13 protein-coding genes are annotated in these 17,868 nt (G+C 64.8%); 7 read left to right on the forward strand and 6 right to left on the reverse strand.

Going from position 1 to position 17,868, the window contains the following annotated elements; genetic code table 11:
• Nucleotides 1-34: 34 nt before the first annotated feature.
• A complete protein-coding gene (locus V1294_RS06380) occupies nucleotides 35-898 on the reverse strand; it encodes a LysR family transcriptional regulator (protein ID WP_334489262.1) in 864 nt (287 codons plus the stop codon).
• Nucleotides 899-995: 97 nt separating this feature from the next.
• Between V1294_RS06380 and V1294_RS06385 the strand changes: the two genes are divergently transcribed.
• The 3 genes from V1294_RS06385 to V1294_RS06395 all read left to right on the forward strand — a co-directional run bounded on the left by V1294_RS06385 (nucleotide 996) and on the right by V1294_RS06395 (nucleotide 4,145).
• Nucleotides 996-1,928 carry a DMT family transporter gene (locus tag V1294_RS06385; RefSeq protein ID WP_334495860.1) on the forward strand — a complete coding sequence of 311 codons (933 nt, stop codon included), beginning with the start codon at nucleotides 996-998 and terminating at the stop codon, nucleotides 1,926-1,928.
• Complete coding sequence (locus tag V1294_RS06390) at nucleotides 1,925-2,704, forward strand: MBL fold metallo-hydrolase (protein ID WP_334495862.1); 780 nt, start codon at nucleotides 1,925-1,927, stop codon at nucleotides 2,702-2,704. Before V1294_RS06385 ends, V1294_RS06390 begins: the two co-directional genes overlap by 4 nt.
• A gap of 91 nt (nucleotides 2,705-2,795) precedes the next feature.
• Nucleotides 2,796-4,145, forward strand: coding sequence for an NRAMP family divalent metal transporter (locus tag V1294_RS06395; protein WP_334495864.1), 1,350 nt, complete (start codon nucleotides 2,796-2,798; stop codon nucleotides 4,143-4,145).
• Between the two features lie 133 nt (nucleotides 4,146-4,278).
• Here V1294_RS06395 and V1294_RS06400 read toward each other — a convergent pair whose 3' ends face one another.
• The 5 genes from V1294_RS06400 to V1294_RS06420 all read right to left on the reverse strand — a co-directional run bounded on the left by V1294_RS06400 (nucleotide 4,279) and on the right by V1294_RS06420 (nucleotide 11,609).
• Nucleotides 4,279-5,061, reverse strand: a complete 783-nt coding sequence (locus V1294_RS06400; RefSeq protein ID WP_442895321.1) for a TIGR02186 family protein — start codon at nucleotides 5,059-5,061, stop codon at nucleotides 4,279-4,281.
• Entirely contained in the window at nucleotides 5,058-5,984 is a 927-nt protein-coding gene (locus V1294_RS06405) for a sulfite exporter TauE/SafE family protein (RefSeq protein WP_334489274.1), read from the reverse strand. Before V1294_RS06405 ends, V1294_RS06400 begins: the two co-directional genes overlap by 4 nt.
• A gap of 288 nt (nucleotides 5,985-6,272) precedes the next feature.
• The gene (locus V1294_RS06410) at nucleotides 6,273-7,073 is read right to left on the reverse strand and encodes a hypothetical protein (RefSeq protein ID WP_334495866.1); all 801 of its coding nucleotides are present in this window, start codon (nucleotides 7,071-7,073) and stop codon (nucleotides 6,273-6,275) included.
• 240 nt (nucleotides 7,074-7,313) lie between these two features.
• Nucleotides 7,314-10,694 (reverse strand): hypothetical protein, encoded by a 3,381-nt coding sequence (locus V1294_RS06415; protein WP_334495868.1) that lies wholly within the window; start codon nucleotides 10,692-10,694, stop codon nucleotides 7,314-7,316.
• A 318-nt stretch (nucleotides 10,695-11,012) separates the two neighbouring features.
• Complete coding sequence (locus tag V1294_RS06420; protein WP_334495870.1) at nucleotides 11,013-11,609, reverse strand: PadR family transcriptional regulator; 597 nt, start codon at nucleotides 11,607-11,609, stop codon at nucleotides 11,013-11,015.
• A 122-nt stretch (nucleotides 11,610-11,731) separates the two neighbouring features.
• Between V1294_RS06420 and V1294_RS06425 the strand changes: the two genes are divergently transcribed.
• The 4 genes from V1294_RS06425 to V1294_RS06440 all read left to right on the forward strand — a co-directional run bounded on the left by V1294_RS06425 (nucleotide 11,732) and on the right by V1294_RS06440 (nucleotide 17,721).
• On the forward strand, nucleotides 11,732-12,118 hold the full coding sequence (locus V1294_RS06425; RefSeq protein ID WP_334495872.1) for a nuclear transport factor 2 family protein: 387 nt from the start codon (nucleotides 11,732-11,734) through the stop codon (nucleotides 12,116-12,118).
• A 175-nt stretch (nucleotides 12,119-12,293) separates the two neighbouring features.
• Nucleotides 12,294-14,084 carry an acyl-CoA dehydrogenase C-terminal domain-containing protein gene (locus V1294_RS06430; protein ID WP_334495874.1) on the forward strand — a complete coding sequence of 597 codons (1,791 nt, stop codon included), beginning with the start codon at nucleotides 12,294-12,296 and terminating at the stop codon, nucleotides 14,082-14,084.
• A 64-nt stretch (nucleotides 14,085-14,148) separates the two neighbouring features.
• Entirely contained in the window at nucleotides 14,149-15,357 is a 1,209-nt protein-coding gene (locus V1294_RS06435; protein WP_334495876.1) for an acetyl-CoA C-acetyltransferase, read from the forward strand.
• A gap of 153 nt (nucleotides 15,358-15,510) precedes the next feature.
• Nucleotides 15,511-17,721 carry an FAD-dependent oxidoreductase gene (locus V1294_RS06440; RefSeq protein ID WP_334495878.1) on the forward strand — a complete coding sequence of 737 codons (2,211 nt, stop codon included), beginning with the start codon at nucleotides 15,511-15,513 and terminating at the stop codon, nucleotides 17,719-17,721.
• The last annotated feature ends 147 nt before the right edge of the window (nucleotides 17,722-17,868 follow it).

Below are 17,868 nucleotides of genomic sequence, written 5' to 3' on the forward strand. Positions count from 1 at the left end.
TTGCGCTTTGCCCACCCCACAATCCTTCGTACGGCTACGCCGCCTTCGCCTGCACCGTGCTGCAGAACTCGGCCAACCGATCCGCCAGTCGCAATGTCGCGGGGCTGGTACCGGGGGCTGCCACCAACGCCACTTCGGTCCGGTCGATCGGCGCAAAGCCATCCTTGGCGGTCAGTACGCGATGGTCGGCCTGGATTGCGATTTCCGAAAGAATGCTCAGGCCCATGCCGGCGGCGATCGCGGCCTGGATGCCGGCGAGGTTGGAGCTGGTGTAGGTCATGTGCCACGAACGCCCGGCACTTTCCAACGCATGGATCGCGCCTGCCCGGTAGAGGCAGCCGGTGGGAAATCCGATCAGCGGCACCGAGCCGGTGCGCGTATCGCGCGGATGGCTCTTGCTGGTGACCCAATGTACGCGCTCCGGCCATACGGCGATGCCGCCTTTCTCGCCGGCCGAGCGCTTGAACAGCGCCAGGTCGAGTTCGCCGCGTTCGAGATCGCGCTTCAGGTTGGCGCTTTGATCGGCGCGGACGTCGAGCCGTAGGCCGGGATGTGAGCGCGAGAATGCCGCCAGCAGCTTCGCCAGGCGATACGCGGCAAAATCCTCGGGCACACCAAGCCGCACCGCGCCCTCGCTCTCGGGGCGCGCCACCACGTCGCGCGCTTCTTCCGCAAGCGCCAGCAGGCGCCGCGCATAGGACAACAGCCGCTCGCCGGCTTCGGTCGGCGTCACATCCTTGCCGTTGCGGTTGAGCAGCGGCTGGCCGACATCGTCTTCCAGCCGTTTGATCTGCTGGCTGACCGTCGATTGGGTGCGGTGGACGCGCTCGCCGGCGCGGGTGAAGCCGCCGGAATCGACGACGCTGACAAAGCTGCGCAAAAGCTCCAGATCGAGCATGCGAATGCTCCATTTATAAAATCACTGCACATCAGTTTATCATTTAATTTCCAAATAGCAAGGCGTAGGCCTAGATCATGGGCAAAGGAGACTTCCCATGTCGCTCGCGCCCTCGGTGGCGGTTCCCCGCGCTGCCTTCAATCCGCTCCCGCTCTATATCGCGCTGTTCTGCCTGCTCTGGAGCTTCGCCTTCGTCGCCGGCAAGATCGGCGTGACCGATTGCCCCCCGCTGATTCTGCTCGCGGCGCGTTTCTCGCTGGCCGGTGTCCTGATCCTCGGCATTACGGTGCTGCGCGGCGAAGCGTGGTCCTCGCTCACCTGGCGCGACGCAGCCATTTTCGCGATCCTCGGCGTCGCCAATAACGCGCTCTATCTCGGCCTCGGCTACACCGGGCTGCAGACCGTATCCGCGGGCCTCGGCGGGCTGATCGTGAGCGCCAATCCGGTGTTCACCGCGGTGCTCGCGGCGGCCTTCCTGGGTGAGGCGCTGACCTGGCGCAAGGTGATGGGCCTTTTGCTCGGCATTGCCGGCGTCGGCTTCATCGTCTGGCACCGCATGTCGGTCGGGTCAGATGACTGGCACGGCATTCTGTTCACGTTGGCGTCATTGGCCTCGATCGTGGCCGGCACCATCCTGTTCAAGGTGCTGGCGCCGAAGGGCAGCCTCTGGGTCGGCAATGGCGTGCAGAATCTCGCAGCCGGCATCGTGCTGCTGCCGCTTGCGTTCACGTTCTCGAGCGTCGCCGACGTCGTGCCGAGCGCGCGGCTCGTGGGTGCGTTCACGTTCCTCGTGCTCGGCGGCTCGATTCTCGCTTATCTGCTCTGGTTTCATCTCCTGAAAGTGTGTGGCGCGACCGCCGCGAGCGCCTATCATTTCCTGATGCCGCCGCTCGGCATGCTGTTCGCCTTCCTCGTGCTCGGCGAGCACGTCGAATTCCGCGATCTGCTCGGCATCGTTCCGGTGGCCCTCGGCATTTATCTGGTGACCCGCCCCGCGGCGTCAGCGTTGAGCAAGAGGAGTGCGACATGAGCCTATCCATTACCCTGATCGGCGGCCCCACCGCCCTGATCGAGATCGACGGTTTTCGCCTTCTCACCGATCCGACCTTCGACCAACCCGGCGCCTATCAACTGCCGCATGTGAAGCTGGAGAAGTTGACCGGGCCCGCGTTGAGCGTGCGCGATGTCGGCGCGATCGACGCGGTGCTGCTGAGCCATGACCAGCACTCGGATAATCTCGACCATTCCGGCCGCGACTTTCTTAAGGAAGCGCAGCGCGTGCTGACGACGGAGGCGGGCGCAAAGCGGCTCGGCGGCAAGACCGAGGGTTTTGCGCCCTGGGCATCGACCGAGTTGAAGAAGGGCGGCCAGTCGTTGACCATCACCGCGACGCCAGCCCGTCACGGACCGGCCGGCATCGAGCCGCTGTCGGGCGACGTCATCGGCTTCGTGGTGGAATCAAGCAGAGCAGGCAGCCGCCCGATCTACATCAGCGGCGACACCACCTGGTTCGACGGCGTTGCGGAAGTCGCGCGCCGCTTCAACGCGGGCGTGGTGCTGCCGTTCGCCGGCGCGGCGCAAACCCGCGGTCCGTTCCATCTCACCATGGACACCAACGACACGATCGAGACCGCGCGCGCCTTTTCCGATGCGGTGGTCGTGCCCGTGCATACCGACGGCTGGGCGCATTTCCGCCAGAACGCCGGCGATTTACGCGCCACCTTCGACACGCTGGGTTTTGGATCGCGCTTGCGCATCCTGCAGCCCGGCGTGGCGACCGTCATCGAGCCGGCGCACGCCGCGTGACGGCATCGACGGCTGCCACGGCGTCCTCGGGCAAGGTCGCGGCCCGGAACCTGCTCCCGTCAGGTTCGTTATCGCCGCGGCTGGACCCGGCATGGCAGAGCGCAACAAATCCAATTCGAAGCATCACGCGAACAAGCCTACCGGCGGTGACGAGCCGGCCACGAAGGCCAAGCCGCCGCGGCCGTTTCGCTTCCGCGATGCGCTGAAGGCGCTCGGCCCCGGCCTGATCACCGGCGCGTCCGACGACGATCCGTCGGGCATCGGCACCTACAGCCAGGCCGGCGCGCAGCTCGGCTACGGTATCGGCTGGACCATGCTGCTGACGTTTCCCTTGATGGCGGCGATCCAGGAAATTTCCGCGCGCGTCGGCCGCGTCACCGGGCACGGCATAGCCGGAAATGTGTCCCGGCATTATTCGTTATGGCTGCTCAATGGCGTGATGGTGCTATTGTTCATCGCCAACACCATCAACATCGGCGCCGATCTCGGCGCCATGGCGGATGCGACCAAACTGCTGATCGGTGGCCACAGCATCTTCTATGTGTTGCTGTTCGGCGTGACGTCGGTGGTGGCGCAGATCTTCCTCGACTACAAGCGCTACGTCGCGGTGCTGAAATGGCTGACGCTTAGCCTGTTCGCCTATGTCGCCGCGCTGGCCTTTGCGAAGGTGTCGTGGGGAGAGGCATTGGTTGGCATCCTGCTTCCGCAACTGACCTGGAGTACGGAATATTTCACCACCATCGTTGCGATCCTCGGCACCACGATCTCGCCCTATCTGTTTTTCTGGCAGGCCTCGCAGGAGGCCGAGGACCAGCGCGTCGATACGCACAAGCGGCCCTTGGTCGAAAAGCATTACGGCGCGCGGAGGGAATTTTCCCGCATCCGCGCCGACACCATCATCGGCATGGCGTTCTCCAATCTGATTGCGCTGTCGATCATCGTCACCGCGGCGGCGGCGCTGCACGTTTCCGGCAAGACCGACATCCAGACCTCGGCGGAGGCCGCCGAAGCCCTGCGTCCGATCGCCGGCGCGTTCGCGGAAGTGATCTTTGCGCTCGGCATTGTCGGCACTGGCCTGCTGGCAATTCCGGTGCTCGCCGGCGCCGCGGCGTACGCCGTCGGCGAGGGGCGGCGATGGCCGGTTGGCCTCGCGCGCAAACCGAAGGAAGCCGCCGCCTTCTACGCCGTGCTGGCGCTGTCGGCTGGTATCGGAATCGCGCTGAACTTCACGCCGATCAACCCGATCTCGGCGCTGTACTGGAGCGCCGTCGTTAACGGCGTCCTCGCCGTGCCGGTGATGGTGCTCTTGATGTTGATGGCGCGGCGAAGGGACGTAATGGGTCGCTTCGTCATCAAGGGTCGGCTTTATTGGCTCGGCTGTCTGTCGACATCAGCGATGGTGCTCAGCGTCGTCGCGATGGGCGTGGGGTTTTTTGTTTGAGGTCATTCCGGGGCGATGCGAAGCATCGAACCCCAATGTGCAATTGCACATTGTGGAATCTCGAGATTCCCCGATGCGCAATTGCGCATCTGCGGTCTGGTCCTTCGGACCATCCGGGAATGACGAACGCCCCTCAATCCTTCCTGAACACGATCGACGCCATCCATCCCGTCATCAGCGCCATGAAGGCGGTGATCAGCCCGTAGACGAAGCCGTGCTGCTGCGCGGTAGTGGCGACGAACTGCTCGAAGCCGACCTTGACGATTTCGAACGCGGTGTCGGTCTTGGCCACCAGCGCGCCGTCGGCGAACAGCTTGATCTCGACGTTGTAGAGGCCGATCGGCACTTCCGCGGGCAGGGGAATGCTGGTGCGGAACAGGGTCGGCGTCAGGAACGTCACCGCCGAGGTCTCCTCGCGATAGAGGCCGTGCTGCTTTCGCAGCCGCACGAAGGCGCTGCGGAACGCGTCGTCCGGCACCACGTCGGCGTAATCGCCACCGACGCGCTGGGTCAGCAACACGTTGTTCAACCCAAGCTGCTGCCGCCGTTGCACCTCAGGGGAAGCGATGGCGTCGAACGGCCGGTTGGAGAACAGCGCCAGATAGGCCGGCACTTTCAGGAACTGCCGGGAGTCCGTATTGATCCAGATCCCGAACCGGCGCTCCTTGCGGCGGGTCACCATGTCGGCGCGCGGGCCGGCCACCGTCACCACGAGATCGTAAGTGCGATTGGCCGGCGTATTGGCGTCCTTCTCCACCGAGCCGAACAGCACGAGCTCCTCGCCGGAGTAATTCGGCGTCACGGTGACGCGGTGGTTCGACACCGACACGATCAGCCGTTCGGCCTGCGCGGGCGAGGCCGCGAATACGGCGCCCAGCGCGAGCCATCCGAGCATGAGGTTGAGGCGCCTGGTCATCCCGTCACCCCGGTTTCGCGGATGGTGAAGAGATCCTCGGGCCGGATCACCAGTTCGACGGCAAACCGGACGCCGACGGCGAGCACCAGCAGCCCGAGCAGCAGCCGCAAATGTTCGCCGCGGATTTTCTGCCCCGCGCGCGCGCCGAACTGCGCGCCGGTGACGCCGCCGACCATCAAAATCAGCGCCAGCACGGCATCGACCAGATGGTTGGTGACCGCGTGCAGCATGGTGGCGAACACCATCGTGACCAGGGTCAGCACCATCGAGGTGCCGATCACGGTCGAGGTCGGAACCCGCAGCACGTAGATCAACAGCGGCACCAGGATGAAGCCGCCGCCGATGCCCATCACGGCGCCGATGAAGCCGATGATCAGGCCGATCACCACGATGGGAATGACGGACAGATAGATTTTCGAACGCTTGAAGCGCATCTTCAGCGGCAAGCCATGGATCCAGACATGGCTGCCCGGGCGGCGCGTGGTGACCGGGCCGCCGCGGCGGGCCCGCAACAGCGCCCGCAGGCCTTCCCAGAACATCAGCGCGCCGACAGTGGTCAGCAGGATCACGTAGGACATCGCGATCATGAGATCGAGCTGACCCAGCGAGCGCAGCAGCGTGAAGGTCCAGACCCCGAGCGCGGTGCCCATACTGCCGCCGGTCAACAGCACCGCCGCCAGCAGCGGATCGATGGCGCGCCGTCGCCAATAGGACAGCGCGCCGGAAAACGAGGAGGCGGCGATGTGGCTGGCGACGGAGGCGACCGCGACCGCCGGCGCGATGCCGACGAAGATCAACAGCGGCGTCATCAGGAAGCCGCCGCCGATCCCGAACATGCCGGACACGAACCCAACCGCCGCGCCCATCGCCAGGATGAGGAAAACATTGACTGGAATGTCGGCGATCGGGAGGTAGAGCTGCACGCGCGTCTGCTTTTTGTGGCTTTGCCGCCAGAGACGGCCGGGCGGCCGCTCAGGGCATGGTTTCTGTTGTATTTGCCGGCAGTGGGGAATCCGGTTCGCGCATGCACCTTTGCGTGCGCAGGGCCGGTTCCCGCGTCTTTGCATAACTGAATTCGGGGGGAGGGGGGACTAAAAATCCCCGGGAAGGCAAATTTTTGCCTCACGTGGCCACGCGTCCGCCAGGACGTTTGAAACGCGTTACAAATCCGAAAGACAGGTCGGTTCGCGCAAGCTCGGCATCCGGCTGGCTCAGGGCTTTCCGAGCGGCTCGGTGACGAGGTTCATCGCCAGCGCCTGTTTGGGGCTGAGCCAGCGAATGTCCCGGGTCTCGGACATCGCTTCCACGATGGAGGACGAGACCCCCATTTTCGTCATGTAGCCCAGCACGGCGCCGGCAATCCGCTGGGTGTCTGCGACGGGGTCTTCCACGGGCCTGGTTGTGACAAACCGATGAACACCCAAGGCCGAGCCCAGGACGCCGAAGCGGGTCTTGCCCCCGGCATAGACCAGCACGCAGGCGCTGGCACAATAAGCCGGCTTGACGCGGCCCGAGGCGTCGGCCCCGCCGACCGCGGTCGCGAGCGAGCGCTGTCGGATGATCTCGCCCATGATCGTGGCCTGGTTCAGATCGCCGCCGGGGGAGGCCAGCAGGACGATGTCGCCCGCCGCAAGATTGACCTGGTCCAGTTTGTCGCGAAACAGCGTTGCGGCGGCGGGGCCGATGGTGCCGCTGACGAAGAGGGCGCGGCGGCCCTGCGCGGCGCCGTCGAGGTCGACCCTGTCGATCAGCGAAAAAGTCAGGCTCGGCGAGACGTACTGGTCTTTCCAGTAGTGCCAGGCCTCGGGCTGCGACAGGTCGCGGTAGGCGCGAATGCAGACGCCGGAGACCAGCAGGATGAAGATCGCGACCGACCAGAAATGCCGTCTGCGGCGGGGCGGTTGCACCGGCGGCGGGGCCTGACCGGCAGGTCCGCGCGGCGGCGCGACCGCGGGGCCGGTCGGCGACCTGCGGAAGCGATTATCCCCACTTTGGCTGTCTTCGGTCGACAATCGGTCCTCGTTGCGGTTCGGTTCTGATTCAATCAGAACCGATAAATGCTCTATAGCGTTTTCGAGCGAAGTGGGTACCGGTTCGCGTGAAGAAAACGCGTCAAAACAAGAATCTAGAGCTTCGGTTCTGATTCAATCAGAACCGATAATGCTCTAGCCCGAAGCATTATACGAATTTATGGCCGAGGATATGGCGGCGACGCGACCTGTCTATGCGACGGCGCGCATCGCGACTTTTGCTTAATGAACAGCGGCGGTGCGCTTGGTCGCAGCCGGCTTGGCGCCGGGCTTGCCGGTGGCCGGTGCGGGAGCTGAATCCCAGCCGCCGGCGGGCGACGCCACGTTGACGGCGTCGTCGGGTTGCGGCTCCGGCGTAAAGGTCTGGATCGCCAGCCTGGCCGCCGCCAGCGACTGGACGTCGAGGCGCTTGGCAATGTCGTCGCGCTTGCGCCCCGCATCCGCGTCGCCCTGGGCTGCCGCGAGGCTGAACCATTTGAAGGATTCGGCGAGGTTCTGTTCGACGCCGATGCCGCGGGCATAGAGAATGCCGAGGTTGAACTGGCTGTCGGCGACGCCGCGGTCGGCGGCCTTGCGGAACCAGATCGACGCGCTCTTGTAGTTGGCGCCCTTGCCGCCACCGTCAGCGTCGAGCACGGCCAGATTGTGCATCGCCTTGGCGCTGCCGCGCTCGGCCGCCTGCGCATAATAACGCCGCGCGATATCGACGTCCTTCTTCACGCTCAGGCCCTTTTCGTAGAAGGTGCCGAGCCGGAAGATCGCGGGCACCACGCCGGCCTGCGCCGCGCGGTCGTACCATTTGGCGGCCTGGTCGAGATCCGGGGCGACGCCCTTGCCTTCGGCAAAGCGCACGCCGACCTCGTAGGCCGCGGCCGGGTCGCCCTTCAGCGCGGCGGTGCGCAATACCGGGCCGCCGATGCCGTCAGGCAACCGCTCGGTCGGCGGCACGGCGATCATGGCAACCTTGCCGCCGGTGGCCGGCATCGTCGTGATCGCGCCGGTGACGTCGCTGGCTGCCGCCGGAGACGGCGCGGCCTGCGGCGGGACCGCGATCCGCGCGCTATCCAGCGTGTTCGGTGCGGAAGAATTGTTCGACTGCTTTTCGACCGGTGTCGGCGAGATCATCATGGGCGCCGGTGCGGCGGGCATTGCGGGCCTGGTGCTGCTCTCCGCCGGTGCGGGGGCCTGCGTTGGAGCGGCCGGCTGGTTGGATTCAAACATCGGCAGTTGCAGCACGCTGCCGGTATCGAGCAGCGTCATCGCCATCTTGAACGTGCCGAGCACGATCACGACCACGCTTGCGCCGACCAGCAGCGAGCGGATCTTGGAGGAAATGTTTGAGGGGTTCTTGTCGTCCGCCTTGGCTTTGTCGCCGCCCTTGTCCTTGGGCGCGGCCTTTGCCGGTGAACGTCCCGCCTTCTCGGGAGGCGGCGCGGCGGCTGCGGCCTGCGCGGCGCGGCGCGCGGCGGCAATGAAGCTCGACGAACTCACCGGCTCCTTGGGCCCGGAAGCGATCTCGCTGATCGCGTTTTCGGAAGCCGCGATCCGTTCCGACGGCGAGGACATGCGCACCATCGGCCGCGTCCCCGGCTCGAGCGGATGATCCGGCGGCAATTCCGGCGCGATCGCGGTGCGCGGCGCGGCGGCATGCGGTTCCAGGATTTCGCTGATCGCCCTCGGCGGCAAGGGCGGAGCGACCGGCGCGGCCGGGGCCGCCGGCTGCACGGCGTGGAATTCGCGCGGCGCGGCGGCAAAATGTTCTTGAGGGCTCGCTTGCAGCGCGGCGGGATTCGGCAATTCCGGTTTCGGTTGCTGCGGATAGGTCTGCAGCGGCGTCATCACGCGGGGCGCTTCCTCGCGCATTTCGGCGGCTGCAGGAGAAGAGGCGATCGCCGGCGGCGCGGTGCGAACCGTGCGCAGATCGCCTTCGATCGTCGACAGCCGATCGACCACGTGGCCGAGCGTGCTGTGAACGGTCTCGAGCGAGTCCTGCGTGCGGCGGTCGGTTTCCGACTGGCTGAAGCGGATGTCGGACAGCTCGCGCTTGACCAGATCAACGATGCCGGAGTCCACCGGCTGGGTCGTGTCGGTCGAATTGCGGTTGGAATCGGCGAGCGCGACCAGGCTGGCATGCTGGCGTTCGAGCGAACGCAGAATATCGTGCAGTCCTTCCTCGACCCGTCCGAGATCGATGGCAGGCGCAGCGGAACGATCGCCGGAGGCTTCCAGGCGCTCCAGCAGATAGGACACGCGCTGTTCGAGATGGGCAAACGCCGACGCATTGTCGTTGCCGGCCGGGATACGGTCGAGCCGCTCCGACAGCGTGCGCAACGCGTTTTCGAGATATTCCGAATTGTCGCTCGCCGCCGGCGCCTGCCTACTTTCCAGCGTCGAGGTCAGCGCGGCCAGGCGCTGCTCGAGCATGCCGAAGGCGTCGCTGTTGCCGTCAAAGCGGGAAAGCTGGTCGACCTTGGCCGACAGCGTGTGCACATCTTCGGCGAGCCGCGCCAGCGCATCGTTGGAGGCGACGTTGGAAACGATTCCGCGCAGTGCCGCGATCGCGCTTTCGAGCTGCTGCACGGTCGACGGATCGTCGTTCGAGCGCAGGATCAGATCGAGCTTGGCGCCTAGGTTGTGAATCGCCTCGTCGTAGCCGGTGAGCTGCTCGGCCGGCGTCAGCGAGCGCAGCACCTCGCGGATTTCGCCGAGCGCGCGTTCGATGCCGGTCAGCGTCTGGCCGTCGCTGCCGTGCTGCCTGTTTTCGTCGATGCGGCGGGACAGCGAGCGGATTTCGTTCTCGAGCGATTCGATCTCCCGGCGCGGCACCGCCTCGGTGATGGCCTGGCGGATTTCGGCGAGTTCGCTGCGGAACGCGGCAATCGATTCCTCGACGTGATCGGGACGCTGCAGCGCCTCGATCTGGCTTGTGATCTTGAGCAGGTGACGTTCGAGCGAGGAAAAGTCCGGACCGGCGGTCGCTGCCTGCATCATAGGTTGAGAAGAATTGGGCTGCGAAAAATTGGGCTGGGCCGTCGGCGCGGCATGGCGCGGCGGCATCTGGCGCGGCGGCGGACTGTCGAGTTCGTTCTGGCGCGCGGCGATTTCGGCGATCGCAAAATCCAGCGAGGCCGGATTGAGCGGCGGCGCGGGGCGATAGACCTGGGCTGCGGCCCGCTCGACCTGCTCGGTCTGACGCTGCTTTTCCTGCATCTGGGCCTGCCGGGTCGGCGCTGGGTTGGAAATCTGCGACAGCCGCGCGTCGAGGCGCGAAATGGCGTCGTTGAGCTGGCGGGCCACCGTCGGCTCGCCGCGCGCTGCTTCGCCACGCGGCGTCTCGCCGCGCGGCGCCGGCCGCGAAATCTGCTCGATCTGCTTTGTGATCGAATCCAGCCGCTGGTGAATGTCGGCAACGTCGCGGCTTTCCCGGCTCGGCATCGCCGGCCGCTGACTGGCAGGCGCGCTGAAGCTGGGCGGGAGCGGTTCGCCGATGGTCGAATTGAGCCAGTCGCTCAGCGACATGCCGGCGCGCCGCGCGGCCGCCTCAGCCCTTTCGCGGACGGATGGATCGATGCCGTCAACACTCCACGATACGCGCGAATTCATGCTTTCGTCCGGTTCCGCTTCGGCGCCCCACCTGCGCCATCAGCCTCCCCGCGCGTCCCACCAAAGAGACAATCGTATTTCCGCGCGGCTCGCCTGCCTCGGAACTGACTTTTTCGCGTTACGGTAAAGAACGGGTTAAGGAATGGGACGGACGGCCGCAAAAGTTACCGGGTGCCAGTTCGGCTTTGGATTTAAAGCGTTTTCCGGCGAAAGCCTGCCCCCGGACTTGATCCGCCGTGGCGGCCGGTTCGCGTCAGATAAAACGAGTCAGATCAGGAATCCGGAAGACGGTTCCGATTCGATCGGATCGGAACAGCCCTAGCCGCTATTTTCGCGCTGGCCGTTTTCGAGCGACACGACGTTGGTCCGCTCCGCACTGGGCGACAGGGCCGACAGCGCCTCGATCGCCTCTTCGCACCATTCCGCCACCGCCCGCTCATAGCTGAGGCCAACGCGAAGTCCGAGCAGTTTGCCGACATCGGCCGGCGCCGCGATGCCCTGGGGGAAACGTTTGTTGAGCAGGCGCTCGTAGCGGGCGAAACGGTCGCGGTGATGCTCCAGCCGCGCCATCAGGTCGGTGCGCAGCGGTTCGACGTCGACGCTGTCGAGCGCATAGAGCCGCACCAGCAGGTCGTCCTTGATCGAGGCCGGGACGCTCGGGCGGGCGGCCCAATGCCTGAGCGCGGCGCGGCCTTCCGGTGTGAGCGTATAGACCAGCTTGTTCGGCTTGCCGGACTGCACCACCTCGCGGCCCTGGATATGGCCGCGGTCGCGGAGTTTTGTCAGTTCCCGATAAATTTGCTGGTGGTCGGCCTTCCAGAAGAATCCAATGGAGTTGTCGAACGTCTTGGCGAGCTCATAGCCCGTCATCGGACGTTCGGTCAGGCAGGCAAGGATCGCGTCACCAAGCGCCAAGACGCCGGCCTCCGGTTTTCAGGATTGATTGACATTATGCATAAAGTTGCATATGCGTCAACGCGCATAAGCTCCGGAGAAACGCATTCCCCGGCGTCAGCCCGCCCGCCAGAGGAGACATGATGACCATGAGCGGCCTCGACAAGTGGTACGGCTACATGAAGTCGCATGACACGGCGGCGTTGTGGGACCTGCTGCACCCGGATGCGGTGTTCGAAAGCCCCGTCGTCCACACGCCGCAGCGCGGGCGCGACATCACCTTCAAATATCTGGCAAGCGCCGGAAAGGTCCTCGGTGGCCCCGGCTTCAAATACACCGGCGAATGGCGCAGCGCTGATGGCGCGGTCCTCGAATTCGAAAACGAGATCGAGGGCATCAAGATCAACGGCGTCGACATCATCACCTTCAGCGATGACGGTAAGATCACGCACTTCAAGGTGATGGTGCGTCCGCTGAAGGGAATCAATCTGCTGCACCGCTTGATGGGGGAGCAGCTCGCCAAAGGGTGAGGGAGCAAAGGCCGCGACCATCTCCGGCGCCGTTTACGCCGCAATGGCTGACGAGATATTTGCCGGCCTGCTCACTCCCTGGAATCTCCGGAACCGGATAAGGTCTACGTCCGGAACGTCACACGAATTTCATTTCAAGCGCCTTCGTCACATTCGCCGCTGCCGGGAGAACACCATGCCGATCTACAAAGCCCCCGTGGAAGACGTCACCTTCCTGCTCAACGACGTGTTCCAGATCGATCGCTACGACAATCTTCCCGGCTTCACCGACGCCTCCGCCGATGTGCGCGAGGCGATCATCGGCGAAGCCGCAAAACTCTCCGAAGAGGTATTGCAGCCGCTCAATCGTGTCGGCGATCTCGAAGGCTGCAAGCGGCATGACGACGGCTCGGTGACGACGCCGAAGGGCTTTAAGGAAGCCTTCAAGCAGGTCGCCGAAGGCGGCTGGCTCGGGCTGTCGGCGCCGGCGGAATATGGCGGGCAGGGGCTGCCGGTCACGCTGAGCCAGGTCGTCACCGAATTCCAGAGCGCGGCCAACATGGCGTTCTCGATGTATGGCGGCCTCACCATGGGCGCCACCGCGGCGCTGCTGGTGCATGGCAAGCCCGAGCAGAAGAAGATGTTCGTGCCGAAGATGGTGGCGGGCGAGTGGACCGGCACCATGAACCTCACCGAGCCGCAATGCGGCACCGATCTCGGCCTGTTGCGCACCAAGGCCGTCAAGCAGGCCGACGGCAGCTACAAGATATCAGGCACCAAGATATTCATCTCTGCGGGCGAGCACGATATCGCCGAGAACATCATCCATCTGGTGCTGGCGCGCATCGAAGGTGCGCCGGCCGGCATCAAGGGCGTGTCGCTGTTCGTGGTCCCGAAGGTGCTGGTCAATGCCGATGGTTCGCTCGGCGCGCGCAACGGCGTGTCCTGCGGCTCGATCGAGCACAAGATGGGCATTCACGGCAATTCCACCTGCGTGATGAACTACGACAACGCCACCGGCTGGCTGATCGGCGAAGAGAACAAGGGCATGCAGGGCATGTTCGTGATGATGAACGAGGCCCGCCTCGGCGTCGCCGTGCAGGGGCTGGCGCAGTCCGAGGTCGCCTATCAGAACGCTGTCAATTACGCGCGCGAGCGTCTGCAGGGCCGCTCCCTGACCGGCGCAAAGGAAGCAGACAAGCCGGCCGACCCGATCATCGTGCATCCCGACGTGCGCCGCGTGCTGCTCACCATCCGCGCCTTCAACGAAGCGGCGCGCGCCATGGTGGTGTGGACCGCGCTGAAGAGCGACGTCGCCCACCGCTCCTCCGACCCGAAGGACCGTCAGGAGGCTGACGACCATATGGGCCTGATGACGCCGGTCATGAAAGGCGTGATGACCGATGTCGGCTTCTCCAACGCGGTGCTGGCGCAGCAGATGTATGGCGGCCACGGCTATATCGCCGAGCACGGCATGGAGCAGTTCGTGCGCGATGCGCGCATCGCCATGCTCTATGAGGGCGCCAACGGCATCCAGGCGCTCGACCTTGTGGGGCGTAAATTGCCGCGCGACGGCGGCCGTGCCGTGATGGCGTTCTTTGCCGAAGTCGGCGCTTTCGCCAAGGAGCACGGCGCTGATGAGGCGATGAAGCCGTTCGTCACCCCGCTGTCGGCCGCGCTCGGCCATCTGCAGCAGGCCACCGGCTGGCTGATGCAGAACGCGCTGACCAAGCCCGACAATGCCGGCGCGGCCGCCACCGACTACATGCAATTGTTCGGGCTCGTCACCTTCGCCTATATGTGGGCGCGGATGGCCAAGGTCGCTCAGGACAAGATTGCGAGCAGTGGCGCCACGCCCTATCTGAGCACCAAGTTGGTGACCGGCCGCTTCTTCATGGAGCGCATGCTGCCGGAAACCCACGTCCATCTTGCGCGCATCCAGACCGGCTGCGCGACCACCATGGAATTGGCGGCGGAAGCGTTCTGAGATTTTCCGCCGTTTCCTGTCCTTATCGCCTATAATATTATGATCCTCATACCAGGAGGGCGTCATGCCTGAGGCATATATCTACGATCACGTTCGCACCCCGCGCGGCCGCGGCAAGGCCGATGGCGCGCTCCACGAGGTCACCGCGCTGGCGCTGGCGACGGTGCCGCTGCAGGCGCTGAAGGAGCGCAACAATCTGGCCGAAGACGTCGTCGACGACGTCATCCTCGGCGTGGTCGATCCAGTCGGCGAGGCGGGCTCAGACATCGCGCGCTTCGCGGCGCTGAAGGCAGGCCTCGGCGAATCCGTCCCCGGCGTGCAGATCAGCCGCTTCTGCGCCTCCGGCCTCGACGCCGTGAATTTCGCCGCCGCTCAGATCATGGCCGGCCAGCATGAGCTCGTGATCGGCGGCGGCGCCGAATCGATGAGCCGCGTCGGCATCGGCGCGTCCGGCGGCGCCTGGCCGATGGATCCCTCGATGGCGGTGCCTTCCTATTTCATGCCGCAGGGCGTCTCGGCTGATCTGATCGCGACCAAATACGGTTTCTCGCGCGATGACGTCGACGCCTACGCCGTGCAAAGCCAGCAGCGCGCCGCCAAGGCCTGGGACGAGGGCCGCTTCAACAAGTCGGTGGTGCCGGTGAAGGACGTCAACGGCCTCACCATCCTGGCCAAGGACGAGCACATGCGCCCGACCACGACCATGCAGTCGCTGGCGCAACTGCAGCCGGCGTTCACCGTGGTTGGCCAGATGGGCGGTTTCGATGCGGTGGCGATCCAGTCGCATCCGGAAATCGAGCGCGTCAATTACGTCCACCATGCCGGCAACTCCTCCGGCATCGTCGATGGCGCCGGCGCGGTGCTGCTTGGCAGCAAGGAAGCGGGTGCGAAACATGGCCTGAAGCCGCGTGCAAAGATCCGCGCCTTTGCCAATATCGGCTCGGAGCCCGCGATGATGCTGACCGGGCCGGTCGACGTCACCGAAAAGCTGTTCGAGCGGTCCGGCATGAAGAAGTCGGACATCGACCTGTTCGAGCTCAACGAAGCCTTTGCTTCCGTCGTGCTGCGCTACATCCAGGCGTTCGACATCGACAATGCGAAGATCAACGTCAATGGCGGCGCGATCGCGCTCGGCCATCCGCTCGGCGCGACCGGGGCCATGATCCTCGGCACCGTGCTCGACGAGCTCGAGCGCACCAACAAGTCCACCGCGCTGGTGACGCTGTGCATCGGCGGCGGCATGGGGACCGCGACGATCATCGAGCGGGTGTGACGCGACGCAATTCGTAGGGTGGGCAAAGCGAAGCGTGCCCACCATCACGAACTCCGCTGGGAATGGTGGGCACGCTGCGCTTTGCCCACCCTACGAAATCCAAGTCAACCGCCGCGCCTGACATCGGCTGCCGGCACCGAGGGAGCAACCAACATGGCCTTCAAGAATTTCAAGGTAGAGACCGACGCTGACGGCATTGCGCTCGTCACCTGGGACATCCCCGGACGTTCGATGAACGTGCTGGATGAGACCTCGACCACCGAGCTCGAAGAGATATTGAAGCAGACCACAGCCGATGCCGCGGTGAAGGGCGTCGTCATCACCTCGAGCAAGGAAGCGTTCTGCGCCGGCGCCGACCTTTCCATGCTCGAAGGTATGAACAAGGAGTACGCCAAGGTCTTCAAGGAAAAGGGTGAGGTCGCCGCCAACCAGATGCTGTTCGACCAGAGCCGGCGCTTTTCGCTGGTGCTGCGCGGCATCGAAACCTGCGGCAAGCCGTGGGCGGCCGCGATCAACGGGCTGGCGCTGGGCGGCGGCTTTGAGGTGACGCTGTCGTGCCATTACCGTGTTGCGGCTGAAAATCCCAAGACCCGCCTCGGCCTGCCCGAAGTGAAGGTCGGCCTGTTCCCCGGCGCCGGCGGCACCCAGCGCGTGCCGCGCCTCGTGCCGCCGCAGGATGCGATGACGATCCTGCTCAAGGGCGATCCGGTCACGGTCGACAAGGCCAAGGCGCTCAATTTGATCCACGCCATCGTGCCGGCTTCCGAACTGGTCAAGGCGGCCAAGGACTGGATCAAGGGCGGCGGCAAGGCCGTCGCGCCCTGGGACGAGAAGGGCTTCAAGCTGCCGGGCGGTCCGGTGTTCTCCAAGAACGGCATGATGATGTTCCCGGCCGGCAACGCCATCTATCGCCGCGAGACCTACGACAATTATCCGGCCGCGCGCGCCATCATGAGCTGCGTCTATGAGGGCCTGCAGTTGCCGATCGACGCCGCGCTGCGCGTCGAGTCGCGTTACTTCACGAAAGTCCTGCGTTCCAAGGAAGCCGCGGCGATGATCCGCAGCCTGTTCCTGTCGATGCAGGAGCTGAACAAGGGTGCCCGGCGTCCGCAAAGCGTGCCGCCGACCAGGATCAAGAAGGTCGCCGTGATCGGCGCCGGCTTCATGGGCGCCAGCGTCGGCTACGTCTCGGCCCGCGCCGGCCTCGACGTGGTCCTGATCGACCGCGACCAGGAGAGCGCCGACAAGGGCAAGGCGCATGCGCAGAAGGTGATCGACGAGCAGGTCGCCAAGGGCCGCGCCAAGGCCACTGACCGCGACGAGCTGCTGGCGCGCATCACGCCGACCGCTGACTACGCCACGCTCGGGGATTGCGACCTCGTCATCGAGGCCGTGTTCGAGGACCGCAAGGTCAAGGCGGATACCTTTGCCAAGGCGCAGCAATACCTCAGGGCGGATGCGATCTTCGCTTCCAACACCTCGACGCTGCCGATCACCTCGCTGGCGGAAAGCTTCAAGGAGCAGGGCAAGTTCGTCGGCATCCACTTCTTCTCGCCGGTCGAGAAGATGATGCTGGTCGAAATCATCCTCGGCAAGAACACCGGCGACGTCGCGCTCGCCGCCGCGCTCGACTATGTCCGGGTGATCGGCAAGACGCCGATCGTCGTCAATGATTCGCGCGGCTTCTACGCCAACCGCTGCGTCGGCCGTTATATCGCCGAAGGCAACGAGATGTTCCTCGAAGGCGTGCCGCCGGCGATGATCGAGAACTGCGCCAAGATGGCCGGCATGCCGGTCGGTCCGCTGTCGCTGTCCGATGAAGTCGCCCTCGACCTCGGCCTCAAGGTTATCAAGGCAACCGAAGCCGATCTTGGTCCCAATTCCATCAACCCGGATCAGAAGAAGCTGATGGTGGAACTGGTCGAAAAGCAGGGGCGCTTGGGGCGCAAGAACAGCAAGGGCTTTTACGACTATCCCGAGAAGGGCAAGGGCCAGAAGAGCCTGTGGCCGGGCCTGTCGGCGCTGCAGCCCAAGCAGCTCGATCCGGATACGCTCGATATCGAGGAGCTGAAGCAGCGTTTTCTGGTGGTGCAGGCGGTGGAAGCCGCGCGCACGGTCGAGGATCACGTCATCACCGATCCGCGCGAGGCCGATGTCGGCTCGATCTTAGGCTTCGGCTTTGCGCCGTTCACCGGCGGCACGCTGTCCTATATCGATTTCATGGGCACCCGGAAGTTCGTCGAGCTCTGCCATAAGCTCGAGGCCAAATACGGCTCGCGCTTCACCCCGCCAAAGCTGTTGGAAGACATGGCGGCCAGCGGCGAGACCTTCTACGGCCGCTTCCCGCCGAAGAAGGCGGCGTAAGGTGGCCAAGTAGCCAACCCCGTCATTGCCTGCGACAAACGCGAAGCGTTTGCGCAAGGGAGCGTAGCGACGAAGCAATCCATCCATCCGTTATGCCGCGATATGGATTGCTTCGCTTCGCTCGCAATGACGTAAACAAAAAGGGCC

The sequence above is a fragment of the Bradyrhizobium sp. AZCC 1678 genome (genome assembly GCF_036924765.1).
Lineage (GTDB): Bacteria > Pseudomonadota > Alphaproteobacteria > Rhizobiales > Xanthobacteraceae > Bradyrhizobium > Bradyrhizobium algeriense.